The organism is Conexibacter woesei Iso977N (assembly GCF_000424625.1).
GTDB lineage: Bacteria > Actinomycetota > Thermoleophilia > Solirubrobacterales > Solirubrobacteraceae > Baekduia > Baekduia woesei_A.
On record NZ_AUKG01000006.1, the window covers coordinates 1 to 26,612 of the forward strand.

At 72.9% G+C, this 26,612-nt stretch carries 24 protein-coding genes; 16 read left to right on the forward strand and 8 right to left on the reverse strand.

What is annotated here, in order from left to right; all coding sequences use genetic code 11:
- Positions 1 to 837 (forward strand): DUF11 domain-containing protein (locus tag H030_RS38010; RefSeq protein WP_051223836.1); only part of this gene is annotated, 837 nt, incomplete at its 5' end.
- A gap of 61 nt (positions 838 to 898) precedes the next feature.
- Here H030_RS38010 and H030_RS0127250 read toward each other — a convergent pair.
- Positions 899 to 3,382, reverse strand: a complete 2,484-nt coding sequence (locus tag H030_RS0127250; protein ID WP_155892312.1) for a PKD domain-containing protein — start codon at positions 3,380 to 3,382, stop codon at positions 899 to 901.
- Positions 3,383 to 3,485: 103 nt separating this feature from the next.
- Between H030_RS0127250 and H030_RS0127255 the strand changes: the two genes are divergently transcribed.
- Complete coding sequence (locus H030_RS0127255) at positions 3,486 to 4,661, forward strand: PucR family transcriptional regulator (protein ID WP_027008458.1); 1,176 nt, start codon at positions 3,486 to 3,488, stop codon at positions 4,659 to 4,661.
- A gap of 26 nt (positions 4,662 to 4,687) precedes the next feature.
- On the opposite strand, the gene H030_RS39435 is transcribed toward H030_RS0127255, so the two are convergent.
- The gene (locus tag H030_RS39435; protein ID WP_155892313.1) at positions 4,688 to 4,831 is read right to left on the reverse strand and encodes a hypothetical protein; all 144 of its coding nucleotides are present in this window, start codon (positions 4,829 to 4,831) and stop codon (positions 4,688 to 4,690) included.
- Positions 4,832 to 4,885: 54 nt separating this feature from the next.
- On the opposite strand from H030_RS39435, the gene H030_RS35690 reads away from it, so the two are divergent.
- The 5 genes from H030_RS35690 to H030_RS40560 all read left to right on the forward strand — a co-directional run bounded on the left by H030_RS35690 (position 4,886) and on the right by H030_RS40560 (position 9,636).
- On the forward strand, positions 4,886 to 5,950 hold the full coding sequence (locus tag H030_RS35690; RefSeq protein ID WP_155892314.1) for a matrixin family metalloprotease: 1,065 nt from the start codon (positions 4,886 to 4,888) through the stop codon (positions 5,948 to 5,950).
- 235 nt (positions 5,951 to 6,185) lie between these two features.
- Complete coding sequence (locus tag H030_RS0127270; protein WP_155892315.1) at positions 6,186 to 7,409, forward strand: hypothetical protein; 1,224 nt, start codon at positions 6,186 to 6,188, stop codon at positions 7,407 to 7,409.
- 218 nt (positions 7,410 to 7,627) lie between these two features.
- The gene (locus tag H030_RS0127275; RefSeq protein ID WP_027008460.1) at positions 7,628 to 8,830 is read left to right on the forward strand and encodes a PP2C family protein-serine/threonine phosphatase; all 1,203 of its coding nucleotides are present in this window, start codon (positions 7,628 to 7,630) and stop codon (positions 8,828 to 8,830) included.
- Positions 8,831 to 9,349, forward strand: coding sequence for a YihY/virulence factor BrkB family protein (locus tag H030_RS40555; RefSeq protein ID WP_027008461.1), 519 nt, complete (start codon positions 8,831 to 8,833; stop codon positions 9,347 to 9,349). It begins immediately after the preceding gene.
- Positions 9,271 to 9,636, forward strand: coding sequence for a YihY/virulence factor BrkB family protein (locus tag H030_RS40560; protein WP_196809295.1), 366 nt, complete (start codon positions 9,271 to 9,273; stop codon positions 9,634 to 9,636). The genes H030_RS40555 and H030_RS40560 overlap by 79 nt, the downstream gene beginning before the upstream one ends.
- Positions 9,637 to 9,669: 33 nt before the next feature.
- On the opposite strand, the gene H030_RS39440 is transcribed toward H030_RS40560, so the two are convergent.
- Positions 9,670 to 9,843: a hypothetical protein gene (locus tag H030_RS39440; protein ID WP_155892316.1), complete on the reverse strand. Its 174-nt coding sequence runs from the start codon at positions 9,841 to 9,843 to the stop codon at positions 9,670 to 9,672.
- Between the two features lie 24 nt (positions 9,844 to 9,867).
- Positions 9,868 to 11,106 (reverse strand): PucR family transcriptional regulator, encoded by a 1,239-nt coding sequence (locus H030_RS0127295; protein ID WP_027008463.1) that lies wholly within the window; start codon positions 11,104 to 11,106, stop codon positions 9,868 to 9,870.
- A gap of 83 nt (positions 11,107 to 11,189) precedes the next feature.
- Here H030_RS0127295 and H030_RS0127300 point away from each other — a divergent pair, with 83 nt between their 5' ends.
- The 4 genes from H030_RS0127300 (at position 11,190) to H030_RS35695 (ending at position 16,714) form a co-directional block, all read left to right on the forward strand.
- Positions 11,190 to 12,293 (forward strand): ferredoxin reductase, encoded by a 1,104-nt coding sequence (locus H030_RS0127300; RefSeq protein ID WP_051223837.1) that lies wholly within the window; start codon positions 11,190 to 11,192, stop codon positions 12,291 to 12,293.
- Between the two features lie 11 nt (positions 12,294 to 12,304).
- The gene (locus H030_RS0127305; RefSeq protein ID WP_027008465.1) at positions 12,305 to 13,480 is read left to right on the forward strand and encodes a fatty acid desaturase family protein; all 1,176 of its coding nucleotides are present in this window, start codon (positions 12,305 to 12,307) and stop codon (positions 13,478 to 13,480) included.
- A 170-nt stretch (positions 13,481 to 13,650) separates the two neighbouring features.
- A complete protein-coding gene (locus tag H030_RS0127310) occupies positions 13,651 to 14,694 on the forward strand; it encodes a glycosyltransferase family 4 protein (protein ID WP_051223838.1) in 1,044 nt (347 codons plus the stop codon).
- Complete coding sequence (locus H030_RS35695; RefSeq protein ID WP_051223839.1) at positions 14,687 to 16,714, forward strand: glycogen debranching N-terminal domain-containing protein; 2,028 nt, start codon at positions 14,687 to 14,689, stop codon at positions 16,712 to 16,714. Before H030_RS0127310 ends, H030_RS35695 begins: the two co-directional genes overlap by 8 nt.
- Positions 16,715 to 16,730: 16 nt before the next feature.
- On the opposite strand, the gene H030_RS0127320 is transcribed toward H030_RS35695, so the two are convergent.
- Positions 16,731 to 17,363: a hypothetical protein gene (locus H030_RS0127320; protein ID WP_027008467.1), complete on the reverse strand. Its 633-nt coding sequence runs from the start codon at positions 17,361 to 17,363 to the stop codon at positions 16,731 to 16,733.
- A 251-nt stretch (positions 17,364 to 17,614) separates the two neighbouring features.
- Here H030_RS0127320 and H030_RS0127325 point away from each other — a divergent pair, with 251 nt between their 5' ends.
- The gene (locus tag H030_RS0127325; protein WP_027008468.1) at positions 17,615 to 18,841 is read left to right on the forward strand and encodes an FAD-dependent oxidoreductase; all 1,227 of its coding nucleotides are present in this window, start codon (positions 17,615 to 17,617) and stop codon (positions 18,839 to 18,841) included.
- A gap of 45 nt (positions 18,842 to 18,886) precedes the next feature.
- A complete protein-coding gene (locus H030_RS35700; protein ID WP_051223840.1) occupies positions 18,887 to 19,792 on the forward strand; it encodes a universal stress protein in 906 nt (301 codons plus the stop codon).
- 9 nt (positions 19,793 to 19,801) lie between these two features.
- On the opposite strand, the gene H030_RS35705 is transcribed toward H030_RS35700, so the two are convergent.
- A complete protein-coding gene (locus H030_RS35705; RefSeq protein ID WP_051223841.1) occupies positions 19,802 to 22,504 on the reverse strand; it encodes an acetate--CoA ligase in 2,703 nt (900 codons plus the stop codon).
- A gap of 117 nt (positions 22,505 to 22,621) precedes the next feature.
- Here H030_RS35705 and H030_RS0127340 point away from each other — a divergent pair, with 117 nt between their 5' ends.
- A complete protein-coding gene (locus tag H030_RS0127340) occupies positions 22,622 to 23,998 on the forward strand; it encodes a GAF domain-containing sensor histidine kinase (RefSeq protein ID WP_027008469.1) in 1,377 nt (458 codons plus the stop codon).
- On the opposite strand, the gene H030_RS35710 is transcribed toward H030_RS0127340, so the two are convergent.
- Positions 23,995 to 24,435, reverse strand: coding sequence for a response regulator (locus tag H030_RS35710; protein WP_035130495.1), 441 nt, complete (start codon positions 24,433 to 24,435; stop codon positions 23,995 to 23,997). The two genes, H030_RS0127340 and H030_RS35710, sit on opposite strands and share 4 nt — an antisense overlap.
- A gap of 82 nt (positions 24,436 to 24,517) precedes the next feature.
- Entirely contained in the window at positions 24,518 to 25,162 is a 645-nt protein-coding gene (locus tag H030_RS0127350) for a response regulator transcription factor (protein WP_027008470.1), read from the reverse strand.
- Positions 25,163 to 25,246: 84 nt separating this feature from the next.
- Here H030_RS0127350 and H030_RS35715 point away from each other — a divergent pair, with 84 nt between their 5' ends.
- A complete protein-coding gene (locus H030_RS35715) occupies positions 25,247 to 25,771 on the forward strand; it encodes a DUF1003 domain-containing protein (RefSeq protein WP_051223842.1) in 525 nt (174 codons plus the stop codon).
- Positions 25,768 to 26,607, forward strand: a complete 840-nt coding sequence (locus H030_RS0127360; RefSeq protein WP_027008471.1) for a slipin family protein — start codon at positions 25,768 to 25,770, stop codon at positions 26,605 to 26,607. The genes H030_RS35715 and H030_RS0127360 overlap by 4 nt, the downstream gene beginning before the upstream one ends.
- The last annotated feature ends 5 nt before the right edge of the window (positions 26,608 to 26,612 follow it).

Below are 26,612 nucleotides of genomic sequence, written 5' to 3' on the forward strand. Positions count from 1 at the left end.
ACCGTCACCGGGCCCAACGGCTTGAGCCTGACCGTCGACGACACCACGCCCACGCCCGGTCAGACCGTCACCTTCGACTTCTCCTACACCGTCGCCGCCGGCGACGCGGTCGGCAGCGACGCCGGGTTCACCATGGGCTCGAACATCAACACCAACGCCCCCGGGACCAACCTCGACGAGCTGGCGCTGGTGGGGACCTGCGGGGGCGACATCGTCTTCTGCGACTACGACCCCGCGAACGCGCCGTTCGAGTTCCAGAGCCTCGTCCCGCCGCCCACCGTCGGCCAGACGGTCACCGGCACCGCGGACTTCACCGTCTCGGCCACCGCGACGCCCGGCGACGTGATCGCGGCCTATGGCGGGTTCTTCACCAGGAGCAGCGACGGCACCACCACGGTGGCGACCGACTCCGCGCTGTCGCTGACGGTCACCTCCGCCACGCCGCCCTCCGCCGATCTCGGCGTCGGGCTGACCGCGACCGCGTCGGGGCTGATCTTCAAGCGCGTCAACTACGACGTGGCGGTCACCAACAACGGTCCCGCCGACGCCAGCGCGGTGACGATCACGACCCAGCTGCCCTCGGCGGTGACGTCGATCACGTCCTCGACCTGCACGTACTCGTCGAGCACGCACCGGGCGTCCTGCCCGATCAGCGCGATCGCCAACGGCGCCACCGCGCACGCCACGTTCAGGGCCAACTTCAGGCTGCTGACCATCGGCCTGCCCCTGCACGCCACCGCGACCCGCACCGCCAGCTCACCCACCGACCCCAACCCGGCCAACGACAGCGCCGGCGCCGGCTGCGTCGCGTTCACCACGCTGATCATCCACTGCTGACCCACCACACGCACGGAGGCCGCCGGCGACATCGCTCGCCGGCGGCCTTGCCGTCCGGGGGTCAGCCGATGGCCACCGTGGCGGTCGCCGTGTTGTCGGCGCCGTCGGTGATGTCCACCGTGGCGTGGTCGGCCCCGGCGGGGACGGTCACGCTGTCGCCCTCGGCCTTCGAGCCGTCCGAGAACGTCCAGTGGGCGGCGATGACGTCGAGGCGCTGGCCGCCGACCGCGTGCACGGCCAGGACCCTCTTGCCCGCTTCCGTGGTCTGGTCGACGCCCGCCGACAGCGGCGCGTCGATCCGGACCGCCTGCGTCCAGCGGTAGGTCTGGCCGAGGTTGTCGGTGACGCTCGCCTGGACGCGGTAGACGCCGGGCCCGGGGAACGTGTGCGTGAACCGGGTCCCGCCGGCGAGCGCCTGGACGGTGCCGTCGTCGAAGTCCCAGCTGACGAGGCCGTCGTTCTGCGTGCCCGCCGTCGAGCCGATCGACGTCGAGGCGGCGCCGGCGGCCTGCGCCTTCTTGGCGCTCGCGTAGAAGCTCACCGCGGGATCGTCGGTCTCCACCCGGTCGGGGTAGAACTGGATCGTCGGCTGCGAGAACGCGTTCGGGTTGTCGATCTCGGCGAAGGCCGACTGCGCGGTCGGATCGAGGCCGAGCGCGTCGCCCGCGTCACGAGCCGCGTCGACGTTGTCCTGGGCGAGCTGCGACCCCACGTTGAACTTCGCGAAGTCGCTCTGGGCGAGCTGGGCCGCCGGGTAGACGCCGGTTCGCGCGTCCCAGTAGTAGCCGAGCTGGTCGCCGGCATGGTCGACGACGTGCACGTCGCGCACGCCCGGGGACGTGGCGAACGAGCGCTTGATCGCGTCGGTGACCTCCGGGAACGCCTCGCCCGGCGCGGTCGCGTAGACCTGGTCGCCGATGCGCGCGACGGTCGCCGACGTGCCGAGCGACAGCGGCGGCGAGGACGAGAAGTACGGCGCGTCGAGCGAGCGGTCGATCGTGAAGATCCCGCCGACGGCGCGCCAGTCCCACGTGCCCTGCTCGTCGTTGCCGGCCGGCTCGGTGAACGGACCGGGGCAGCCGAGCGGGCCGCCGACGTGGTTGCACGACATCGCCGCGAGCAGGCCCGTGTTCTCGGCCGGGGTCGAGAACGACTGCTTGGCCGCGGCCAGCGTGGTGTCGGTGATGCGGCGCGCGTGGCTCAGGGCGCGGGTCAGCGCGTTGGTCACGAAGCGCCCCTGCTCGGAGACCTCGGAGTAGTCCGGGTCCGAGCCGATCCCCTCCTGGCGACCGAGCGTGCCCATCGCGATCACCGCGGTGCCGCCGAGCGTCGTGGCGAGCCGGTCGCGCACGTAGCCGGGGTAGTCCGCCGTGAACTGGTCGTTGCCGGCCTCCGTCGCGTCGTACTGGTCGGCGTGGACCGGCACGTCGGCGTAGAGGCCGAGCGTCGCGCCGGTCCCGGGCTCGCGCGCCCACAGGATCGGGAGCGTGTCGTCGACGGCGAAGCCGGCCATCTGGTCGGTGCCCTGGACCTGGGACAGCAGGCCGCGGATCGTGCCGGTCGCCGACCACAGCTGGGCCGTGCGGGCGTTGGCCTGCGCCTGGACGACCGCCTGCACGGCGGCCTCCTTGACGCGGTGCAGGTAGGCCGGGTCGGTGTGACCCCAGATGCCCATGATCGTCGGCGCGGCGTGGTCGTGCGTGGAGGACACGACGATGTTCGCGGCGGTCACCTCGTAGCCGTCGGCGGCGAGATCGGCCGCGGCCTCGCGGCGGGCGTCGTCCTGGCCGTCGCCGATGTTCGGCGCCTGGTAGGCGGCGAACCAGCCCTGCGCGTCGACCGAGACGAACGTCACGGCCTGCTTGCCGTGGCCGACGAAGAACGCCCGCACCTGGAGCGGGTCGTGCACGCCGCCGTTGACCATGTAGCCCGACCCGTACCCACCGACGTACATCGGCCTGTCGGGTGAGATGTCGACCACCGCCGTGCCGACCTGGAACAGCGCCGGATCGGCCTTGGGCGCGTCCGGGACGGACGGCACCGGCGGCGCGAGCTGCTGCGGCGCGGGCTGCTGCGGCGCGGGGCTCGCGGGCGCGGGCCTCGCGGGCGCCGGCGCCGGCGCGGGCGCCGGGCAGCGCTTGGCGTCGAGCGCCAGCTTCCGGCGGTCGCGCACGGTGGTGGTCCGCGACCCACGCCGGACGGTCATGCGGACCTCGAGCGTGCGGGCCGTGCAGCGGCGCAGCAGCGCCGTCCCGTTGCCGGTCAGCGTCAGCACCTGGCGCACGCGCTTGGCGCGGTGGGCGACCACGCGGCTCGTCGCGGACACGCGGTGGTCGCCGGCGTAGAGCGCGACGGCGTTGACGCTTCCGGCCGGCGCCTGAAGGGTCACGACCGCGCCGCGGGCGGCGAGCAGCGCCGATTGGCTGGAGCTCGCGAGCGTGGCCTTCGGGGCGACGCTCGCGGCGGAGGCCGACGACGCGCCCGCGGCGGCCGCCAGCAACGCCGCGGCCGAGCACGCGACCGCGGCAGAGAGACGATGGGACACAGCTTCTCCTGGATATGGGCACGCCGACGTGGCGCACTCGGGACAGGCGCCAAGGGTCCCATCGCGGTGCGTCCAGCACGAGAAGACCGGTGCCAAACTTGCGGTGATCCGTCACAATGTCGGGATTCGGACCGCCGCCTCACCGCTGGCCCGGCTCGCCGGGCGGATCGACCGCGACGGTCTCGCGGAGATCATGCTGAGCACGTTCCGGACCGAGATCCCGGGCTACGCACGCCTGCCCGACTCGGTCATCCGCGGCGACATCCTGCGGATCATCCGTGAGAACGTCGACCTCTGCCTGGACTGGCTGGCCGACGGCGCCGCGCCGCCGCCCGACCGTTTCGACGTCTTTCGCGCCTCCGCCAAGAACCGCGCGGGCGAGGGCATGCCGCTCGAGGACCTCCTGCGCGCATACCGGCGCGGCGGTACGGCGGCCTGGCGGGTGATCGTGGCCTCGTCCGAGCCGGAGGACCTCGACACGCTGCCGCGCGCCGCCGAGCTCGTGATGGACTACCTCGACCAGGTCTCCGACACCGTCGCCGCCGCCTACCTGGAGGAGCGCGAGCACCACGTCTCCGAGCGGGAGCGGCGCCTGCGCGCGCTGCTCGACGCGCTCGTCGCGGGCACGGCGCTGGACGCCGGCCACCACCAGACCGCCGAGCAGATCGGCCTCTCGCCGGCCGACGACCTCGTGGCGTTCGCGATGGCGATCCCCGGGGAGGGCGGCCGGTCGCACGGGCGCGCGGCCGCGGCGCTGCGCGGCGTGGGCGTGCTGGCCGTCACCGAGGGCGATCGTGTCGTCGGCCTCACCGCGCCGCGCCCGGCCTCGGGTACCGCCCTGCCCCCGGGCGGGCTGCCGCCCGGCGCCCTCGCGGTCGTCGACGTCGAGGCCCGCCGCCACGAGCTCGCCGAGAGCCTCGCCGACGTCCGGCACGGCATCGACATCGCGCTGCGCCGTGGTCGCGTCGGCATCGTCCCGCTGCGCGCGCTGGCCCTCGACCTGCTGCTGGCCCACGCGCCGCGGGTCGCCGCCGATCTGCGCGAGCGGGTGATCGCTCCGCTCGGTCCCGAGAACGGCCGGTCGCGGGGCGACCTGCTGGAGACGGTCGCCACCTACGTGTCGGTCGGGTGCGATCGCCGCAGCGCGGCGGAGCGCCTCCACATCCACCCCAACACGCTCGATCACCGGCTGCGCCGCGCGCGCGAGCTCACGGCCCTGGACCTCGACGACCCGGACGACCTGGCGACGACGGTCCTCGCGCTGCGTCAGCTGCGCTGACGCCGGCGGGCGATCCGACGCGGCGTCTAGATGCCGGTGACCGTCAGGGTCGCGACGCCCGTCAGGTCAGAGACTCCGGTCGTCAGGCACTGCAGCACCGACAGCGTTGGATCGACGATCACCTCCGTGACGGTGGCGCCGGCGAACTTCCCGCTGGCCGCGTCGTTCATCCCGTTCGGGTGATCACCAGCCGCCGCCGATCGGCGATCCTGGTCCCACGGACCATGCGACGACCGCTGACCTCCGCATTCCTGCTGGCCTGCCTCGTGGCGCCCGGCGCTCTCGGGCCCGCCGCCGGCGCCAGCCCCGCTGTCGATCCAGCCGCCCGGACAGCCGCCCGCCCGTGCCTGCCCGCCCACGGGCTGCTGGTGGCGCTGACCATCCGGCGGAACATCGAGAACGGCAGCGAGGTCACCGAGCCACTCGCCGACGGCGGCTACCGGATCACCCGCTGCGACACCCAGGGGCGCACCACGCTGGGCATGACGGTCCTGCCGATCCGCGACACCGGCGGCAGGCGGGACCTCCTGCCCGCGGTGATCGTGCGGCGCAAGTCGATCGTCGCCCCCACGTACGGCGACCCGGTCGGTGACGTCCGCTACCGCGCCGTCTTCCACCGCGCCCTGCGCAAGCTGCTGGCCAGCGTGCTGCCGCGGACGCTCGGGCCGGCGAGCCGCGATCCGCACTTCGCGGTGTCGCGCAGCGTGTTCGCCGGCGCTGCGGCCGTCTCGGCCTGCCAGGACAAGACGCATGCCGAGAGCCCCGGCGCATGGCCGGACGATCGGTACGCCTGGCGCTGGAACGCCAAGGGCTTCGGCGAGAGCACCAGCACCCGGACCGCGCTGAAGAAGGCTCATGAGGAGTGGGACAAGACCGTGACCGACTGCTCGGGCTTCAAGGACACCACCCACTTCACCACCACCTTCGACGGCAGCACGACCCGGAACGCCGGCGTCCAGGACGGCTACAACGTCGTCGACAAGGCCAACCTGTCGAAGAGCTCGTGTGGGTCGGCCGCGATCGCCTGCACGTGGATCTGGCGGTCCGGGGACACGTCGGTCGAGACCGACACCCGCTTCGCCAAGAGCGTGAAGTGGTCCAACAAGGGCTCGGCCGGCACCTACGACTACCAGGGCGTCGGAGCGCACGAGTTCGGCCACAGCATCGGCCTGAGCGACCTCGACGACAGCGGCAAGCTGACGATGCACTTCCAGGCCACGCTCGGCTACACCGGCCAGCGGACCCTCGGACGCGGCGACATCCTCGGAGCGCGCGCCGTCTACGGCTGACCGCGCCTCGCGCACTCCCGGCGGGCCGCTGGTCCGACGCAGGACTAACGCACGAAGAGCATTCCTGACCTTGTCTACTCTGTTTTCGATCAGCAGAAACACAGAGCGAAAGCCGTCCTCTAGTCTGGGCTCCACATCACCAGAAGCGGCGCAGAGCGGACGAGCGAGCCTGAGGTGCTGAGCATCAGTCCGATAGCGGCGTCACCCCCATCCAAGCGCCATGAAGGAGCCCGCCATGTCCCGCCGCCTCGTCCCCCTCGCCGCCTGCGCGATCGCGATGGCCGTCCCCGCCGCCGCTCACGCCGACGTCCGCGGCACGCTCTTCGAGCCGCCCGACTTCACCGCCGGGCAGTCGTTCACCGGCCACGACGGCTGGACCCAGGCCACCCTCGGCCAGGACCACCAGATCGTCGCCAACCCGCCCGGGTCGCCGCTGAACGCCCTCTTCGGCGACCAGAGCCTGCGGATCTCCAACGCGGTGACGAGCCCCGGCCTGATCGAGCAGACGCGCTCGGCGGACGTGATCGACGGGGCCGGCGAGCGCGCCGCGGCCAACGGCGGCAAGGCCGGCGGCGTGCGGCGCACGCGCTACGTCGCGTCGCTGCGGTTCGCCTCGGCCGACCTGGCGACCACAGCAACCCCGGCCCAGCAGCCGGGCCTCGACGTCGCCGTGTCGCCCGACAACGGGGGCGGTGGGCGCATGGGCTACGCCCGCATCACCGACGAGCCCGACGGGCTGAAGGTCATCTGGACCGACTACACCAACAACGCGTTCGCCGACCACGTCGTCGCCACGGGCCTGTCTCGCAACAACCCGCATCTGCTGGTGATCGCGCTGCAGTTCAACGACGGTGCCGGCAACGACGTCGCGCGGGTCGCGGTCGACGGCCACAGGGCGATCACCGCGACGACCTGGGAGGACTACTTCCGCTCGGTCGAGCATCGCGCCCCGCCGGCGATCGACGAACTGCTGTTCCAGACGCGCAGCACCGCTGTGCCCGCGCTGGCCGGCCACGGCCTGCTCTTCGACGATGTCCGTGTCGCGACACCCGTCTTCTACGGCAACTCGGGGACCATCGCGCCGCCGGCCGCTCCGACCGCCCCGGCACCCTCCGGCGCGCAGACCCCGCCGAGCACGACGGTCGACGGCGCCTCCGACCCGTCGCCCCTGCAGATCCGCTCTGCGCACCTGGACCGGAAGGAGGGCACCGCCAAGCTGGTGCTCTACTGCCCCAAGGCCGCCGGGCTCTGCGAGGGCACAGCCACGATCCGCGCCAACCACCACAACCTTGCCAGCAAGGGCTTCAACCAGAAGGGCGGCGCGAAGTTCCCGGTGACGATCAAGCTGTCGACGAGCGTCCGCCACACGCTCGCGTCAGCGCCCAGCGCCCAGGCACTGCTGCTGTCGCGCGATGCGGCCGGAATGGCGACGCGGCTGACGCGCACGTTCGAGCGGTGATGCCCTGCAAAGCAGGGCCTTTCGGGAGTAGCGCCGGGACGACCATCAGCCGCGACCGAGGGAAGCCAAGTTGGTGTACTTGATCTGAAACACCGGATCGGGTTGACCGCGAGTGGATGATCACGCCGCCTGCGATGGCGATGATCAGCCGGAGGACCCGCGCGGAGGTCATCGACATCGGTGACACTCAAGCGGTGACAGACCGGCGACGCTCTCCCTTGAACCTGAACGTGCTGCTGGGAGCGGTCGAAGCTGCGCCGCCGGTCGCGGCGGCAGAGGTGGTCGGCGACGCTCTGAGCGAGGCGCTCGGCGCGCGCGACGTCAGCTTCCTCATCGCCGACTACAGCGGCCAGTCGCTGATCCGCCTGAGCCATCGGCCCCGCGCCGGAAACGCCGCGGCCCGCGGGCGCGAGCTCAGCGCCTCCGTGCCGTTGAGCGGCACGCCGCACGGGCGTGCGCTGGCCGAGCAGAAGGTCCAGATCGTCACCGAGGACGACGGCGCCCGCCTGTTCGCGCCAGTGACCAGCCGCGGCGAGGCGGTCGGCGTCCTGGAGCTCATGGTGGATGCGACGCCCGACGAGCAGACCATCGCGGGCGTCGCGCTCGCGGCCCACGCGTTGGCCTACGTCGTGATCGCCAACCGCCGCTTCACCGACCTCTACGAATGGGGTCAGCGCTCACTGCCGCTGTCGCTGGAGGCCGAGATCCAGCACCGCCTGCTGCCCAGCTCCTACACCCTGGAGGCAGGCCAGTTCACGCTCGCCGGGTGGCTGGAGCCGGCCGGCGACGTCGGGGGCGACACCTTCGACTTCAGCCTCGAGCGCGACACCCTGCACCTCTCGATGACCGACGCGATGGGCCACACCCTCAACGCGGCGCTCCTGGCCACCGTCCTGGTCGGAGCCCTGCGCAACGCCCGGCGCCGCGGCGTCGAGTTGGCCGAGCAGGCCGCCATCGCCCACCGGACCCTGGCCGGCTACGCGCAGGACGAGGAGTTCGTCACCGGCCAACTTGTACGCATCGATCTCCCGTCGGGAACCGCGGGCGTCGTCAACGCCGGACATCCCGCCCCGATCCGCATCCGTGACGGTCACGCCGAGCACGTGGCCCTGATGGCCGATCTGCCGTTCTCCGCCTCACCATCCGGCGCCTACCGCGTCCAGGAGCTCGGGCTGCGAGCGGGCGACCGCCTCGTCTTCCTCACCGACGGGATACTCGAACGCAATGCCGCAGCGATCGACGCCATGTCGATCCTGACCGCCAGCCGGCACCTGCACCCTCGCGAAGCGGTGCAGGACCTGACACGCCGCGTTGTCGAAGCCTGCGGTGGTGAGCTGCGCGACGACGCGACGATCCTCTGCCTCGACTGGCACGGCGGACCGCCGAGGCTCCGCCAGGCCAGCGAGGGCGCCGACCGCTAGATGAGCGCGACGCGCAAGCTGCGCGCGGTCCCGCGCGTCCTGCTGCGCACGGGGCGGGCGTTCTACGACGACCAGATGACCCACCACGCGGCGGCGCTGACCTACTGCGCGCTGATGTCGCTGTTCCCCGCGCTCCTGCTCGCCGTCTCGATCCTCGGCCTGGTCGGCCAGTACCCGGCCACCTACGACGCGATCCTCGGCTACCTGCGCGACGTCGTCCCACCCTCCGCGCTCGTCCCGCTCGACAGCTCGCTGCGCGCCGCCCTGCAGCAGAAGGGCACCGCCGCGACCACGCTGGCGATCAGCGTCGTGGTCACGCTCTACGGGACCACCGGGGCGCTTGAGGCCGCGCGCCGCGCGCTCAACGTCGTCTACGAGGCCGACGCCGGGCGACGCTCGCCGAGGACCTGCTCGGCTTCCTCGGGCTCGGATCGACCGTCGTGGAGATCTGGGACATCGCTCGCTGGCCGGGCGCCGTCGCGGTCGCCATGCTCGTGTTCTCCTACATCTACTACGTGACGCCCGACGTGCGGCAGCGCTCGTTCCGGTGGGTCACCCCGGGCGCGGTCGCCGGCGTCGCGCTGTGGCTCATCGCCTCGGCCGGGTTCTCGACCTACCTCAGCAAGGTCGCCAACGTCGGCGCCGTCTACGGGGCGTTCGCGGGCGCGATCGTCCTCGTCGTCTGGCTCTGGCTGACGAACGTCGCACTGCTCTTCGGAGCCGAGCTCAACGCCGAGATCGAGCGCGAGCACCAGCTCCGCGAAGGCGTGCCCGAGCAGGAGACGCTGGACCTCCCGAACCGCTGATCGATCGACCGATCGATCGCGACGACCGATTGGCTACTGCTTGGCCTTGCGTGCCTTGTCTGCCGCGGCGTCGCGCTGATCTCCGAGCTGGGCTTGGCGACGCAGGAGCGCAAGGCGCTCCTTGCCGGAGACCGTGCCTGCGATCTTCTCGCCGACGGTCTTGAGTTGCTTGAGGACGGCGGCATCGGTGAGCGGTCGTGGGGCCATCGGCCCAGTGTCCCCGATTTCGCGCTACCGAGGTGCGTCCCCGGGTTGCGCATCGGACGGCGACGGCGCGCCGCGGGGGACGCCGAGGGCGATCACGAGGTCGAGGACCGTCGCCGGGTCGTGCAGCCGGTCGCCGTACAGCTCGCGCAGCTGCGTCATCCGGTAGCGAACGGTCTGGGGGTGCACGGTGAGGTCGGCGGCGACGTCGTCGCGGCGGCCCTGGTGCAGGAGCCACGAGCGGAGCGTCTGCTCCAAGCGCTCCGCGGTGCTCGGGCGGAGGTCCGACAGCGGTTCGAGGACCCGGCGGCGCAGGTCGGCGAGCGCTTCGGCGTCTGAGCCCAGGAGCAGGGTCGCGAGGTGGGCCTCGGTGTCCACGGCCTCGTCGGCGGCGGCCGGGATCAGGTCGCGTGCGCGGCCGGCCCGCCGCACCGAGGCGGCGACGGCGGTCCAGGGCCGCGCGGGCCCGACCACCGCGCCGCGTCCCTTCAGCGCTTGCAGGAGCGTCGCCCGGTGGACGCCCGCGGCGTCGGGCACCAGCAGGATCGCCGTCTCGTCGGCGCCGGCGCGGTCGTCGTGCAGCCGGAGCGTCCGCGCATCGAGCGTGGCGACGGCCGGTCCGGCGTGTACCTCCCGCAGGAGGACGGCGGTCAGCGTCACGGGCGGATCCCATCCGGCCCGCTCGGCGGCCTCGGCCAGGACCTCGTGCGGCGCGCCCTCCAGCAACCGCTGCCCGAGCCGCTCGAGGTAGAGCTCGCGCACGCGGCCGGTCGTCGCGTGCTCGTCGGCATGCCCCGCGGCGCTCGCCGCCGACAGCTCGTCGATGTAGGCGAAGACGAGCTCGGCGAACTGCGCGACCGCCGCGGCGGGCACGCCCTCGGCGACGAGCACCGCCGACAGCTCGCGCCACGCGACACGCGCGCCGACCCGGTACGCGCCGAGCAGCGCGTCCATGGTGCGGCCGTCGCGCGCCTCGCCACGCCCCAGCTCGTAGGCGCCTTCCAGCGCGGGCTGCAGCGGGATCCGCGGGTCGCTGTCCCGGGCGTTCTCGGCCAGGCGGACGAACCCGCCGAGGGCCATCTGCACCCCGCGCTCGATGTTGGCCCGCAGCTCGCCGCCGAACGCGCCCGCGTAGCCGGGCACCTCGGCGACCACGGCCTGCACCGTCTGCTCGGCCACCGCCGGCAGCCGGCCGCGCAGCCGGGTCCCGATCTCGGTGTCCAGGGCGAGCCGCGAGGCGCCGTGGACGGCGGCACTTCCACTCATCTTGTTCCCTCCGAACAGAAGTGCAGCGCACGCTCACGTGTCATGGACAAGAAGTTATCTCCGTCGGCACGTACCTTCAACCCATGCCAGTTGCGCTCGACACGCGCCGCGTCGCTTCCCGCCTCCGTGACCGCGCGATCGACGTCGTGGGGCTGATGACCACGCCGCTGCTCCCGGCCGACTACCTCGACCTCGTGAGCCCGTTGCGCGCCGGGGCCGACCTGCGCGGCCGGATCGTCGAGGTCCACCCCGAGACCCGCGACGCCGTGAGCCTGGTGATCCGGCCCGGACGCGGCTGGGCCGGGCACGTGCCCGGCCAGTACATCCGGATCGGCCTCGACGTCGACGGCGTGCGCCAGTGGCGCGCGTACTCGCTGACCTCCACGGTCGACCGGCCCGACGGCTGCATCGCGATCACCGTCAAGGCGATCCCCGACGGCGTGGTCAGCACCCACGTCGTGCGCCGCGCGCGGGTCGGGATGCTCGTCCACCTCGACCAGGCCTGCGGCGAGTTCGTCCTGCCCGACCCGCGCCCGGCCAAGGTCCTGTTCGTCACGGCCGGCAGCGGCGTCACGCCGGTGATGGGGATGCTGCGCAACGCGCTCGACGAGCTCGAGGACGTCGTCGTCGTGCACTCGGCGCCGACCGCCGAGGACGTCATCTTCGGCGGCGAGCTGCGCATGCTGGCGGCGCGCGGGCGCGTCCGGCTCATCGAGCGCCACACCGATGCCGACGGCATGCTCGACGCGCAGGAGCTGGCCGATCTGGTCGGCGACCTCGACGAGCGCCAGACGTGGGCCTGCGGACCCGCCGGGATGCTCGACGCGCTCGAACGCCGCTGGGCCGATCGAGGGATCTCCGACCGCCTCCACACCGAGCGCTTCCGCCCCACGGTCGCCACCACCGGCGAGGGCGGCACCGTGACCTTCACCGCCAGCGCGATCGAGGTCGACGCCGGCGGCGCGACGTCGCTGCTCGACGCGGGCGAGAGCGCCGGCGTGCTGATGCCCTCCGGCTGTCGCATGGGCATCTGCTTCGGTTGCGTCGCGCCGCTGCGCGAAGGCGCCGTGCGCGACCTGCGCAACGGGGACCTCACGAGCGCCTCCCCCGACAGCGGTCCCGCCCGCCCCGTGCTCGTCCAGACCTGCGTGTCGGCTGCCGCCGGCCCCTGCCAGATCGACCTCTGAGAGGAACCGCCATGACCGCCATGCAGAAGAAGCCCAACGACCCCATCGCGCACCTGAGCGCGGAGGACATCGAGAACCTCGGGCGCGAGCTCGACGCGATCCGCGCGCAGGTCGTCGCCAGCCGCGGCGAACGCGACGCCGAGTACATCCGCTCGATCATCCGGACCCAGCGCGGGCTCGAGCTCGCCAGCCGCGCCGTGCTGCTCGTCTCGCTGTTCCCGCCCGCGTGGCTGGCCGGGACCGCCGGCCTCTCCGTCTCCAAGATCCTGGAGAACATGGAGATCGGCCACAACGTCATGCACGGCCAGTGGGACTGGATGCGCGACCCCAAGATCCACTCCACCACCTGGGAGTGGGACAACGCCTCCCCCGCCGAGCTCTGGAAGCACTCCCACAACGAGCTCCACCACACCTACACCAACGTGCTCGGCCGCGACAACGACCTCGGCTACGGGATCATGCGCGTCGACGAAGATCAGCCGTGGCATCTGTTCTACATCGCTCAGCCATTGTGGAACTTCATCAACGCGTGCTTCTTCGAATACGGCATCGCCGCCTACGACCTCGAGGTCGGCAAGGCCCTCAAGGGGCGCAAGGACCCCGGCGAGCTGGCCGGCCAGGCCAGGAAGGTGCTGCGCAAGATCCGCCGCCAGGCGACCCGCGACTACGTCGTGCATCCGCTGCTCTCCGGACCCTCAGCCCTCACCACGCTCGGCGCGAACGTCACGGCCAACCTCGTGCGCAACGTCTGGACGCACTCCGTGATCATGTGCGGTCACTTCCCGGAAGGGGTCGAGACCTTCGAGAAGACCTCGATCGACGGCGAGACGCGCGGCGAGTGGTACCTGCGCCAGATGCTCGGCTCGGCCAACATCACCGGCAGCCCGTTCATGCACCTCATGACCGGCAACCTCTCCTTCCAGATCGAGCACCACCTCTTCCCCGACCTCCCCAGCAACCGCTACCAGGAGATCGCGCCCAAGGTCGAGGAGCTCTTCGAGCGCTACGGCCTGACCTACACCAGCGGCCCGCTGCCCAAGCAGGTCGCCTCGGCGTGGAAGAAGGTCTTCCGCCTCGCGCTGCCCAACCAGGCGACGCGCAAGGCCGCCGAGACCGTCATCGCGCCGCTCACGCGCCTCCGCCCCGCCGCCGCTGCCGAGCCGGAGCCGGAGCCCGTCGCCGCCTGAGCCGGGCTCCCGGCGCTCACGCTAGGCTGAGGGGACTCGGGCGCTCAAGAGGAAGGGTCGCATTGACCCCCGCAACCAGCCCAGGCCTCTCGTCGCGTTCGGTGCGGCGGGACGGCATCACTCCTACGTCGTCGCTCCGCCCGCAGGCACCGGACCCGCTACGCGTCGCCATGCTCGCACCGCCGTGGATCACCGTTCCCCCGTCGGGCTACGGCGGGGTCGAGACGGTGGTCAGCGCGCTCACCGAGGCGCTCGTCGCGCTGGGTCACGAGGTGACGCTCTTCTGCGCGCCCGGCTCGACCTCGTCGGCCCGTGTCGAGACGCTGCTCGGCGCCACCCACCCGGACGAGATCGAGCGCGCGCTCTACGAGTCCGACCACGTCGCCCGCGCGTTCGCGGCGATCGAGCCGCTCGACCGGCTCGGGGACTTCGACGTCGTCCACGACCACTGCGGCTTCACCGCGCTCGCGCTGGCCGACCGCCTCGACGTGCCGTTCGTCCACACGCTGCACGGCCCGTTCGACGCCGGGACCGCTGCGTTCTACGCCGGCCATGGCCACAAGGCCGCGCTGGTGGCGATCAGCGCCGCGCAGCTGCGGTCGGCACCGGTCGGCGTCGTGGCCGACGCGATCATCCGCAACCCGGTCGACGTCGCGGCCTGGCCCCTGCGCGAGACCAAGGACGATTACTTGCTCTGGGTCGGGCGCATCAACGCCGAGAAGGGCCCGCACCGCGCGATCGCCGCCGCCCGCGCGGCCGGCGTCCCGCTCGTGCTCGCCGGGATCGTCCAGCCCGGTCAGGAGGCGTTCTTCGCCGCCGAGATCGCGCCGCATCTCGACGGCGAGCACGTGCGTTTCGTGGGCGAGACCGGCGGCGCCGCCAAGCGCGCGCTGTTCGCGGGGGCCCGCGGCCTGCTGATGCCGATCCGCTGGTCGGAGCCGTTCGGCATGGTGATGATCGAGGCGCTCGCCTGCGGGACGCCCGTGATCGCGTTCGACGAGGGCGCCGCGCCCGAGGTCGTCGTGCACGGCGTCACCGGGTTCCTGGTCGCCGACGAGGCCGCGATGGCCGCCGCGGTCCTGTCGCTCCCGGCGCTGTCGCCCCGCGCCTGCCGCGCGTGGGTGGTCGAGCACTGCGACGCAGCGGTCGTCGCAGCGCAGTACGCCGAGTTGTACGCCTCGGTCGCGGCCCGGCCGGTCGCCGCCGATGGCTGAGCGCACGATCAGCGTCCTCGAGGGCAGCACGTTCGTCGTCGGCGACCGCAGCGGCGACGTTCGCCGCGGCGGCGGCCGCGAGCACGGGTTCTTCTCCGACGACACGCGCTTCGTCTCGCACTGGGAGCTCAAGGTCGACGACGCGCCGCTGACCCTCCTCGGCCTCGACCAGCGGTCGCACTTCCTGGCCCAGTTCTTCCTGACCCCGGACGTCGGCCCCGACGAGCAGGCCCCGTACTCGATCATGCGCCGGCGGCTGCTCGACCAGGTCTGGACCGAGCAGCTGACGATCGTCAGCCACCGCCACGAGCCCAGCGAGATCGCCGTCCGGCTGGTCGTCGACACCGACTTCGCCGACCTCTTCGAGGTCAAGGACGGCACCGCCGCCGACCGCGACATCACGTGGCACCACGACGACGCGGCGGGGTCGCTGACGCTCAGCTACGCCGGCGCCGCCGGGTTCGAGCGCGCGGTCACGATCCGCTCCGACCCACCCGCGCGCCACACCGGCGGCGGGTTGGCCTACAGCTTGATGCTCGCGCCCGGCGAGAGCTGGACCGCGACGTTCACGCTCACGCCCCGCTCGGCCCAGCCGGGCGCCGCGTTCGTCCAGCGCAGCCCCGCGCGCGGGAGCATCGAGGCGCAGTACGCGACCAAGACCATGGAGTTGGAAGCGTGGCTGGCGCAGGCCCCGGCGCTGGAGACCGAGGACGCCGCGCTCGCGCGCACCTACAAGGCGAGCCTGACCGACCTCGCCGCGCTGCGCCTGCACCCCAACCTCGGCGAGCCCGCGACGCTGCCGGCCGCCGGGCTGCCGTGGTTCATGGCGCTCTTCGGCCGCGACAGCATCCTCACGAGCTTCCAGGCGCTGCCCTACCTGCCCGAGCTGGCGGCCACGACCCTGCGCGTGCTCGCCGCGCGCCAGGCGACCACGCGCGACGACTTCCACGAGCAGGAGCCCGGCAAGATCCTGCACGAGCTGCGCTTCGGCGAGCTGACCGCGAGCGGCCGCCGGCCGCACTCGCCGTACTACGGCAGCGCCGACGCGACCCCGTTGTTCCTGGTGTTGCTCGACGAGTACCACCGCTGGACCGGTGACGCCGCGCTCGTCCGGGAGCTCGAGCCGCACGCGCGCGCCGCGCTGTTCTGGATCGAGGACAGCGGCGACGCCGACGGCGACGGCTACGTGGAGTACGCGCGGCGCAACGCCGCGACCGGGCTGCTGAACCAGTGCTGGAAGGACAGCTGGGACTCGATGCAGTTCGCCGACGGGACGCTCGCGCAGGGTCCGATCGCGACCTGCGAGATCCAGGGCTACGTCTACGACGCGCGCCGCCGCTGCGCGCGGCTGGCCCGCGAGGTCTGGAACGACCCGGCGCTGGCCGTGCGCCTCGACCAGCAGGCCGACGAGCTTCGCGCGCGCGTGCGCGCGGACTTCTGGATGCCCGAGCGCGGCTGCCACGCCTTGGCGCTCGACGGGAGCAAGCGCCAGGTCGACGGGTTGACGTCCAACATCGGGCATCTTCTGTGGTCCGGTTTGTTGAACGATGACGAGGCGTCAGCGACAGCCGCCGCGCTGCTGGGCGACGAGCTGTTCTCCGGCTGGGGCGTCCGGACGCTCGGCCGCCGCGAGGGCGGCTACAACCCGCTCGGGTACCACACCGGGACCGTGTGGCCGCACGAGAACTCGCTGATCGTCGCGGGCCTGGCGCGCTACGGCCTGCACGACGCCGCGGCCCGGATCGGCGGCGCGGTCCTGAGCGCCGCGCCGCACTTCGAGCATCGCCTGCCGGAGGTCTTCGCCGGCTACCCGGCCGAGACGACCGGCGTGCCGGTCGCGTTCCCGACGGCCTCGCGCCCGCAGGCCTGGGCCGCGGGCGCGCCGCTGCTGTTGCTCACGACGCTGCTGGGCCTCGAGCCCGGGCAGCCGCAGGCGGCGGCGACGCTGCCCGCCACCGGCGACCCCGGGACCGCCCTCGCCGCGACGCTGCGCCGGCGCGAGCCGGTCGCGGCGGCGTGAGGGCGGCGGGTTCCGGCTAGACCGCGGCCGGCGTGACGGCGGCCGGCGGCGTCTTGGTCTCGCTGCCGCGGCGGCGCAGGCCCTCGGGGCCGAGCAGGCCGGCGGCGAGGACGATGAAGCCGAGGCCGCTGAGCAGCAGGGCGATGCCCATGACGATCGCGAACGTGCCGACGCTGGAGGCGAAGAACGAGGTGTTGAGCGCGGTGCTCAGCGCGGTCTCGCTGACCCAGACCTGGCGCGCGGCGTTGCTCTGCGGGAGGCCCGTCTTGGGGTCCTTGACCGCCTGGGCGATCACGTCGGTGCCCTTGCCGTCGGCGCTGGCGTACTGCGGCATCTGGGAGTAGGTCTTGCCGCCCGTCGCGACCAGCGCGTGGATCCGCATGTAGCTGGCGAAGCACTTGGCCTGGCTGCCGTTGGAGATGGCCTGGCCGGCGACGTCGCAGGTCGGCAGCGCGGTCGTCACGCCGGCCTTCCTGGCCTCGACGGCGATCAGCGACGGCTTCATGTCGGGCGTCCCGACGATCTGCTCGCGCTTGACGTCGGTGCTGACCTCATGACGGCCGGAGACGCCGATGACGATCGCCCCGATCCCGAAGGCGACGAGGACGATGCCGGCGATGATGCCGGCGAGGCGGAACGGGCGAGGCATGGCGATGGTCTCTCCTTGCGTGGGACGGCGAGTCATCAGCATCCCTCGCCATCATCCGCCGATCATCGGGAGAGCCCCGCACGACCGCTGCGGGTAACCCGCAGAACCACCGGCCGCCGAGCTGCCACGCTCTGCCCATGACGATCGAGAAGACCACACTTGTCGCCTTTTCTCGATGTGTCCACCACCATCAGCCCTGCGGAAAAACACGGAGGGCGAGAGCGTCCTGCGCGCGTAGCTTCGGTGAGGCCATGGATGCTTCTTCTCGCCCCGATCATGTCGTCATCGCCGGAGGCGGCGTCGCCGCCGTCGAGTGCGCGCTCGCGTTGCACGACCTCGCGGGCGACCGCGTGCGCCTGACGATCATCGCCCCCGAGCCCGAGTTCGCGCTGCGCCCGCTGCGCACCGCCGAGCCGTTCTCGCGCGGCCAGGTGCGACGCCATCGCCTCGACGACCTCGCCGCCCGCGTCGGCGCCGAGCTCATCACCGGTTCCCTCGTCCGCGTCGATGCCGAGCAGCACACCCTCCTGTGCACCGGAGAAGAACGACCGCTGGCCTACGACGCGCTCGTCCTCGCCGTCGGCGCCGAGCACCGTACGGCGTTCCGCAAGGCCCTCACGTTCACCGGCGACCGCTCGACGCTGAACTTCAACGGCCTGCTCGCCGACATCGACCAGGGCTACTCGCACACCGTCAGCTTCGTCGTGCCCCCGGGGACCACCTGGCCGCTGCCGCTCTACGAGCTGGCGCTGATGACCGCCCAGGAGGCCTGGACCATGGGCATCGAGGACATCAACATGCAGCTCGTGTCCCCGGAGCCCGAGCCGCTCGCGCTCTTCGGCGCCGAGGCCAGCGCCGCCGTCGCCGCGCTGCTCGAGAAGGCCGGGATCGCGTTCCGTGGCAACTGCTCCACGCAGCAAGGCGACGACGGGTCTCCCGAAGTCCTGCCCGAGGGCACGCCCTTGGACAGCCAGCGCGTCGTGGCCCTGCCGACCATCGAAGGCCTCACGATCGTCGGCGTGCCGACCGGTGAGCGCGGGTTCATCCCCGTCGACGAGCACGGCCGCGTCACCACCCTTCCCGACGTCTACGCAGCGGGCGACGCGACGACGTATCCGATCAAGCAGGGCGGCCTGGCCTGCCAGCAGGCCGACGCGGTCGCCGAGGTCCTCGCGGCCGCCGCCGGCGCCGACGTCCACCCCACCCCGTTCCACCCGGTCCTGCGCGGCCGCCTCCTCACCGGGCACGGCGCCGCCTACCTCGAGCACGCGCTTCACGGTGGCGCCGGAGACACGCCGCCGCGCGAGATGCACCTGTGGTCGGTGGCCCACAAGATCGACGGCCGCTACCTCTCACCCTGGCTCGCGGAGCTGGAGACCGATCAGGGGTCCACATCGATGGCAGATGATCACGCCGGAGACCTCACCATCGACGTCGCGCTGCCGGTGACCGCGACCGAAACGGTCCCGGCGGGCTGACCGCCGGTGCCCACCGTGGCCAAGGACCTCGAGCCTGCTGCGCCCATGAGCATCATGTACAAGAAGGTCGTCATCGGAGACGACGGGCTCGACGGCGGACACGATGCCATCGCCCTCGCGCTCGTCCTCACCCCCGAAGCCGAGTTCGTGCTCGCCGCCACCTACCCCTATGACTCGACGTTCAGCCGGTTCGTGCAGCTGGGCTACGGCGACGCGCTGCGCGACGGGGTGACCGAGGCCCTGCACCAGACGCGCGACGCATGCGGGCTCGGCGACTCCCGCACCGTCGCGATCCCCGACACCTCGCCCGCGCGCGGCCTGCACCGCTGCGCCGAGCAGGAGCACGCCGACCTGCTCGTCGTCGGCTCGGCCCACCATGGGCCGGCCGGGCGGATCCTGCTCGGCGACGTCGCCCGGGCCGTCCTGCATGGCGCGCCGTGCCCCGTCGCGATCGCGCCGCGAGACTTCTCCGGAGGCGCGTTGGAGACGATCGGCGTCGCCTTCGACGGCGGCCCCGAGGCGTACGCCGCGCTGGCCACCGCCACCGGGCTCGCGGGCTCCTGCGGCGCGCGGCTGGTCGTTCGCCAGGTCATCGACTACGACCGCCTGCCGACGCTCGCCGGCTACGCCCAGGCCGACGTCGCCGGGGTCGCCGCCGAGATCCGGGCCGAGACCGAGACGGCCCTGGCCATCGCCGTCGCAGGGCTGGGCGTCGAGGTCGACGCCCGTGCCGTCAGCGGCGTGCTGGCCGTCGAGCTCGACGCCCTGACCGCCCAGGTCGACCTGATGGTCTGCGGCTCGCGGGGCTGGGGCGCCGCGCACCGCCTCACGCTGGGCAGCACCTCCGACCGTCTCATCCACCATGCCCCGTGCCCGGTGCTCGTCGTCCCGCACACCGCCGTGGCCAGCGAGTCCGAGCGGCGCGATCGCGCCGTTCCCGCGACCTCCTGAGCCGGCGGCTCACCCTCGTGGTCGCGGCGAGCGCAGCGATGGCTCGGGCCTCGCCAGAGGGGCGATCGCGATCCGTGCACGCACGTCGACGGCCGCTGCCCCGGAAGGCGAGACGATCAGCGGGTTGACCTCGATCTCGACGATCTCCTCGTGCGCCTCGGCCATCGCGCTCAGGCGCAGCAGCACGTCCTCGACCGCCGCAACGTCGCACGGCGCCGCTCCGCGGAAACCGTCGAGCAGCGGGAACGTGCGCAGCTCGCGGACCATCTCGTGGGCATCGCGATCGGTCAGCGGCGTCAGGCGGATCGCGGCATCTCCGAGCAGCTCGGTCGTCGCGCCACCCGCGGCGACGGCGACGATCGGCCCGAACGTCGGATCGACCGTCACCCCGACGAGCACCTCGACGCCGGCCGGCGCCATCTCCTGGACGAGGAACCCCTGCGGATGCGATCCGGCGTTCTCGAGGCGCAGCTGCATGGCGTCGGCCTCGCGCCGCACCGCGGCCGGTCCCGTCAGGCCCGTGGCCACCGCACCGGCGTCGGTGCGGTGCACGAGCCCCGGCGCGATCGCCTTGAGCGCCACGGGCGTCTGCCACTCCAACACGCAGCGCACCGCGCCGGCCGCGTCGGGCACCACCTGGTGGCGCGGCTGGGCGATGCCGTACAGGTCCAGCAGCGCGGTCGCCTCGGCCGGCTGGAGCCATCCCGGCCCGCGCCGCAGCGCCTCGGCGATCACACTACCGGCCGCGGCATCGTCGACCGACAGCGCCGGCACGTGGCCGCGTGGGCGCGCCCGCCACGCGCCGTAGCGCGCGGCCCGCGCCACCGCTCGCGCCGCGTCCTCCGGGAACCGGAAGCACGGCAGGCCGGCGGCGGCCGCCGGCGCCTCGCGCATGGCGAACACCGCGGCGATCGGGAGGCCGCCGCGCGTCGCGGCGGCGCGGATGGCGACGGCGATCGGCTCGGGGTCGGTCACCAGCGGCGGCACGTAGAGGACGATCAGCGCATCGACGGCGTCGCTCTTGGAGAGGGCGTCGATCGCCGCGGCGAAGTGGTCCGGCGAAGCGGTCGCCAGCAAGTCGATGGGGTTGCCGACCGCCGCCTCGGCCGGCAGCACGGCGCGGAGCTCCTGCTCTGTGCCGGCCGGCGTCTCGGGGACCTCCAGGCCGGCCGCCTCGCAGGCGTCGGCGCACAGGATCCCGAGCCCGCCGCCGTTGGTCACGATGCCGACGCGACGGCCCGCGGGCGGCGGCTCGCGCACGAGCATCGAAGCGACGTCGAACAGCTCGCCGAGCGTGTCGGTGCGCACGACGCCCGCCTGGTGGAACAGGGCGTCGACCGCCGAGTCCGAGCCCGCCAGCAGCGCGCCGGTGTGCGAGCCGGCCCCGCGCGCCCCGGCCGGGGTGCGGCCGCCCTTGACGGCGATCACCGGCTTGCGTGCGGCGACGCGCCGAGCGACGCGCGAGAACTTCCGCGGGTTGCCGAACGACTCCAGGTACAACAGGACGACGTCGGTCTGCTCGTCGCGCTCCCAATAGGACAGGAAGTCGTTGCCTGACAGGTCGGCCTTGTCGCCGACCGACGCGAAGGAGGACAGGCCGATGTTCAGCCCGGCGGCGGCCTCTATGACCGCGATGCCCAGCGCACCGCTCTGTGACAGGAACCCAACGCGCCCGGCGGGCGGCTGGGTCGGGGCGAACGTCGCGTTGAGCGCCACGGCCGGATCGGTGTTGAGCACGCCGAGGCAGTTGGGCCCGACGAGGCGCATGCCGCCCGCCCGGCAGATCTCCAGCAGCTCGCGCTGGCGCTCCTGCCCGTCGGGGCCGGCCTCACCGAAGCCGGCCGAGATCACGACGATCGCTCGGACGCCCTTGGCCACGCAGTCGCGCGCGGCGTCGGCGACCACCGCCGCCGGGGTCGCGATCACCGCCAGGTCGACGGGCTCGGAGATGTCGGTGATCCGCGGGTGGGCCGTCACGCCGTGCACGCCGGCGGCGCGCGGGTGGACGGCGTGGACCGTCCCGGTGAACCCGGCGGCGAGCACGTTGGACAGCACCGCGCCGCCAACCGATCCCGGACGCTCCGACGCGCCGATGACGGCGAGGCCGCGTGGTCTCAGGACCGCCTCGACCGCGGCCGCCGCCGCCGTCGCGTCGCGCTCGTCGTAACGCGCCTGGGCGTCGGCCGACAGCTCGGTCGGCATCGACACCACCAACATGCCCGGCTCCGCGCGCACCTGCGCGTCGAGCCCGCTCTCGCGGAAGACATCGACCATCCGGTGGTTGCTGGGCAGCACGTCGGCGTAGAACTGGTCGATGCCGTTGGCCGCGGCCGCCTCGGCGAGGTGGGCCAGCATGATCGTCGCGATCCCCTGGCCGTGGAGCACGTCGCCGACGGCGAACGCGACCTCTGCCGGTCCCGGCCCCATGCGGATGTACATGCCGTGGGCGACGATCGCTCCGTCGCTGCCCGAGAGGGCGACGATGCCGTAGCGGTCGCGGTAGTCCACATCGGCCGCCGCGCGCGCGGCCGCGTGCAGATCGGCCCCGGCCGAGAAGAACCGGAAGACCCGCGAATCCGGCGACAGGCCGTCGAGGAACACGCCCAGCCCCGCGGCGTCGTCGGGCCGCACCGGTCGGATGCGCACGGTCCGCCCGTCGCGCAGCGCGACGTCGACGACGCGCTCGGACGGGTAGTCGGCCGCAGATGGCAAGACGATAGGCAGGGCCACTCACCGAACGTAGACCTCCCGGCCGGCGCCGGCATCGGGATTCCTCTGCGCGTCGGCTGCGGTGTAGTGCGGATGGCGCCGGGTACGCTGGCGGTAGGAATGGACACCGCCTCGGACCCGCTGCGCATGCGTCGCCTGCTCGACGCGGGGCGGGCGCTGGTCGGTGAGCTCGACCCCCACGCGGTGCTCGACCGGATCCTCGCCGCGGCCCGCGAGGTCACCGGCGCGCGCTACGCGGCGCTGGCGATCCTCGGCGAGCACGACGAGGTCGACGACCTCCTCACCATCGGGATCGACGAGCACACGCGCGACGGCATCGGCGACCTGCCGAGCGGCCGCGGCCTTCTGGGCGTCCTCTGGCAGGAGTCCCAGCCGCTGCGGCTCGCCGACGTCAGCGAGCATGCGCGCAGCATCGGCGTCCCGCCGGGCCACCCGCCGATGCGCAGCTTCCTCGGCGTGCCGATCCTGCACCGCGAGACGGCCTGGGGCGGCCTGTACCTGACCGAGAAGCAGGGCGGCCCGTTCACCGCAGCCGACGAGGAGGCCGCTGTGATCCTCGCCGACTGGGCGGCCACCGCCATCGAGGAGGCGCGCCTGGCCCGTCGCAGCGGCGGGCGCCGCGTCGCCGACGCGCCGGCGATCGCGGCCGGTGACACCGGCCTCGAGCGGGTGCTCGAGCTGATCGTCCGGCGCGGCCGCACGCTGATCGACACCAGCAGCCTGGGCCCGTCGGACGCGCTGACCAGGGACGACGAGCAGCGGCTGCGGGCCTTCGCGGCCAGCGCCGCGACCGCCGTCGCGCTGGCCCAGAGCGTCGAGTCCGACCGCCTGCGCAGCCTGCTCGCGGCCGCCGACGCCGAGCGCAGCCGCTGGGCCCGCGAGCTGCACGACGAGACGCTGCAGGGTCTCGGCGCGCTGCACCTGCTGCTCGCCGCGGCGCGTCGCCGCGGCGACGCGCGGCAGACCGAGCTCGCCGTCGACGAGGCGATCGAGCACATCCAGCAGGAGATCGAGAACCTGCACGCGATCATCACCGATCTGCGACCCGCGGCGCTGGACCAGCTCGGGCTGCGCCCCGCGCTCGACGCGCTGATCGAGAGCCGCGGCGCCCACGGCGCGCCGTCGATCACCGCCCAGCTCACCCTGCCGGGACCGGGCGACGGCGACGACCGGCTCGCGCCCGAGGTCGAGTCCACGATCTACCGGCTCACCCAAGAAGCACTCACCAATGTGGTCAAGCACGCGCATGCGCGTGCGGCGCGGGTGACGGTCGTCGCCGCGGAGGGCACGGTCGTCATGGAGGTCCGCGACGACGGCGCCGGGTTCGCCACCGACGCGGCCGCGTCCGGCTACGGCCTGGCGAACATGCGCGAGCGCGTCACGCTGGCCGGTGGCACGCTGGCGATCGAGTCCGGCCCCGCCGGCACGCTCGTGCGCGCCGAGCTGCCCGCACCGGCGCGCGGCGCCGGCCGCTAGACCGGCGCGCGCCGCAGCGCCGCGAGACGATCGGCGACGCGCAGGCTCACGTACTCCCTCCCGCGAGCGGCGCTGAGCACGGCCGGCGTCAGCTCGGCGTCGGCGTCGTGCTTGACGACGAAGCCGATCGCGCCTGCGCCCAGCGCCTGCTGGGCGAACACCGTGCTGTCCTCCATCGTCAGCACGACGATCTGCGTGGCCGCGACGTGCCGGCGCAGGCGGCGGATCGCGTCGATGCTCGTGCCGTTGGACATGCTCAGGTCGATCACGAGCACGCCCGGCCGGCCTTCGTGGACACGACGCTCGGCCGCCGGCAGGTCATGGGCCTCCGCGATCACCTCGATGCGCGCCTCGCCGTCGAGCAGGCGCCGCAGGCCGCGGCGGATCAACACATGGTCGTCGGCCAGGACGACGCGGATCGGCACATCGATGGACACCGCTTCACGCTAACCCGCGACCCCGCCGCCGGTCAGCGGGAAAAGACGCGGATCGGGCGCGGCAAAACACCCATTGCCGCCGTCAGCGGTCGATCAGGTTGTGGTCCAGGGCGAAGCGGACGAGGTCGGCGCGCGAGGAGACCATCAGCTTCTGGTGGATGCTGGAACGGTGCGACTCCACGGTGCGGGCGGAGATGAAGAGCTGCCGGGCGATCTCCGCGGTCGTGTGGCCCAGCGCGATCAGCCGCAGCACCTCGAGCTCGCGCTCGGAGAGGTTGCCGGGCCGGCCGCGCGGTGACTCGGCGGCGATCCGCGCGCCCAGGCGCGGGTTGAGGTAGCGCTCTCCGGCCGCGGCGCAGCGCACCGCCTCGACCAGCTCGCCGTCGGCGGCCTGCTTGAGCACGTAGCCCGTCGCGCCGGCGGCGAGCGCGTCCCGCGCGTAGGCCGGGTCCTGCTGCATCGTCAACACCACGATGTAGGTCTCGGGGAACTCGGCGCGCAGGCCGGGAATCGCCTCGCGGCTGGACTGCCCCGGCATGTTCAGGTCGAGCACGAGCACCCGCGGGTGATGGCCGAGCACGTAGCGCCGCGCCTCGGCGACGTCGCCCGCCTCGGCGAGCACCGCGAAGTCCGGCTCCTCGTCGAGCAGCAGCCGCAACCCCCGGCGCACGACCGGATGATCGTCGGCGAGGACGATGCCGATCGCGGGCGTCTCGGATGCGGCCATCCTCACCACGGTAGGTGTTTCCCCGCACCGTGTCGGCAGAACTTCACGGATGCCGCCGGCACCGCGCGGTGGGACGTTGCCTGCATGTCCGATCCGCGCGCCGCACGCAACGGTGATCGCGCCGCGGCGACGCTGCGCCGAGCGGAGCACCTGCACAGCCCGTTCGGCACCGATCGCTTCGGCCGCGCGGCCGAGCGCTTCGCGCGGTTCTTCGGCACCCCGCGCTTCATCATCGGCCAGACCGCCCTGGTCCTGGTCTGGATCGCGCTGAACGCCATGGCCTTCAGCCTGCGCTGGGACCCCTACCCCTTCATCTTGCTCAACCTCGCGTTCTCGACGCAGGCGGCCTACGCCGCGCCGCTGATCCTGCTGGCCCAGACGCGCCAGGCCGACCGCGACAAGGCTCAGGCCGAGGCCGACGAGCGCACCACCGCCGCGTCGCGCAAGCACGCCGAGCAGCAGACCAACGGCCTGCGCGACCTCCTGCAGGCCAACACCGAGCTCACCGAGCGCATCGCGCAGCTCACCTCCGGGATCCACGCGGTCACGTGCGATCCCACGACCTCCCCCATCGCCGGCCCGTCCGGCGGGAAGGCAACACCATCATGATCGCCATCGTCATCGTCGCCGTGCTGGTCGTCGCGCTCCTTGCCGCGGCGGCGTCGGTCCGGATCATCAAGCAGTACGAGCGCGGGGTCGTGTTCCGCCTCGGCCGGGTGGAGGAACACGAGCGTGGCCCGGGGCTGATCTTCATCATCCCGCTCGCCCACCACCTCCACCGCGTCTCGCTGCGGATCGTGACGATGCCGATCCAGTCCCAGGGGATCATCACCAAGGACAACGTCAGCGTCGACGTCTCTGCCGTCGCCTACTACCGCGTCAAGGACACGATCCGCTCGGTCGTCGCGATCGAGAACGTCTCGGCCGCGATCAACCAGATCGCTCAGACGACGCTGCGCGCCGTCGTCGGCCGCCACACCCTCGACGAGACGCTGTCGGAGACCGAGACCATCAACACCAACATCCGCGAGATCCTCGACGTCCAGACCGAGGAGTGGGGCATCCAGGTCACGACCGTCGAGCTCAAGGACATCCAGCTCCCGGAGACGATGAAGCGCGCGATGGCCCGCCAGGCCGAGGCCGAGCGCGAGAAGCGCGCCAAGATCATCGCCGCCGAGGGCGAGGCCCTCGCCGCCGGCGAGCTCGCGCGCGCGTCTGACGTGATGATGGCCCACCCGCTGGCGCTGCAGCTGCGCAACCTCCAGACGCTCGTGGAGATCTGGGTGGACAAGAACTCCACCGTCGTCTTCCCCGCCCCGCTGATGAGCACCATCCAGGAGCTCGGCGCGTTCCTCGCACGGGAGACGGCCGCCACCGAGGGGCTACCGGTGGCGCCCGCCCCTGCCGCGCCGATCAACGGGCACGTCGCGCCGGAGGCGACATGATGTTC

Bases quoted from the DNA above. Each gene is read 5' to 3' on its own strand.
- H030_RS39435 (WP_155892313.1), bottom strand. From the start codon at position 4,831: ATGAACGACGCGGCCAGCGGGAAGTTCGCCGGCGCCACCGTCACGGAG.
- H030_RS35690 (WP_155892314.1), top strand. From the start codon at position 4,886: ATGCGACGACCGCTGACCTCCGCATTCCTGCTGGCCTGCCTCGTGGCG.
- H030_RS0127270 (WP_155892315.1), top strand. From the start codon at position 6,186: ATGTCCCGCCGCCTCGTCCCCCTCGCCGCCTGCGCGATCGCGATGGCC.
- H030_RS40555 (WP_027008461.1), top strand. From the start codon at position 8,831: ATGAGCGCGACGCGCAAGCTGCGCGCGGTCCCGCGCGTCCTGCTGCGC.
- H030_RS39440 (WP_155892316.1), bottom strand. From the start codon at position 9,843: ATGGCCCCACGACCGCTCACCGATGCCGCCGTCCTCAAGCAACTCAAG.
- H030_RS0127295 (WP_027008463.1), bottom strand. From the start codon at position 11,106: ATGAGTGGAAGTGCCGCCGTCCACGGCGCCTCGCGGCTCGCCCTGGAC.
- H030_RS0127300 (WP_051223837.1), top strand. From the start codon at position 11,190: ATGCCAGTTGCGCTCGACACGCGCCGCGTCGCTTCCCGCCTCCGTGAC.
- H030_RS0127305 (WP_027008465.1), top strand. From the start codon at position 12,305: ATGACCGCCATGCAGAAGAAGCCCAACGACCCCATCGCGCACCTGAGC.
- H030_RS0127310 (WP_051223838.1), top strand. From the start codon at position 13,651: ATGCTCGCACCGCCGTGGATCACCGTTCCCCCGTCGGGCTACGGCGGG.
- H030_RS35695 (WP_051223839.1), top strand. From the start codon at position 14,687: ATGGCTGAGCGCACGATCAGCGTCCTCGAGGGCAGCACGTTCGTCGTC.
- H030_RS0127320 (WP_027008467.1), bottom strand. From the start codon at position 17,363: ATGCCTCGCCCGTTCCGCCTCGCCGGCATCATCGCCGGCATCGTCCTC.
- H030_RS0127325 (WP_027008468.1), top strand. From the start codon at position 17,615: ATGGATGCTTCTTCTCGCCCCGATCATGTCGTCATCGCCGGAGGCGGC.
- H030_RS35700 (WP_051223840.1), top strand. From the start codon at position 18,887: ATGAGCATCATGTACAAGAAGGTCGTCATCGGAGACGACGGGCTCGAC.
- H030_RS0127340 (WP_027008469.1), top strand. From the start codon at position 22,622: ATGGACACCGCCTCGGACCCGCTGCGCATGCGTCGCCTGCTCGACGCG.
- H030_RS0127350 (WP_027008470.1), bottom strand. From the start codon at position 25,162: ATGGCCGCATCCGAGACGCCCGCGATCGGCATCGTCCTCGCCGACGAT.
- H030_RS35715 (WP_051223842.1), top strand. From the start codon at position 25,247: ATGTCCGATCCGCGCGCCGCACGCAACGGTGATCGCGCCGCGGCGACG.
- H030_RS0127360 (WP_027008471.1), top strand. From the start codon at position 25,768: ATGATCGCCATCGTCATCGTCGCCGTGCTGGTCGTCGCGCTCCTTGCC.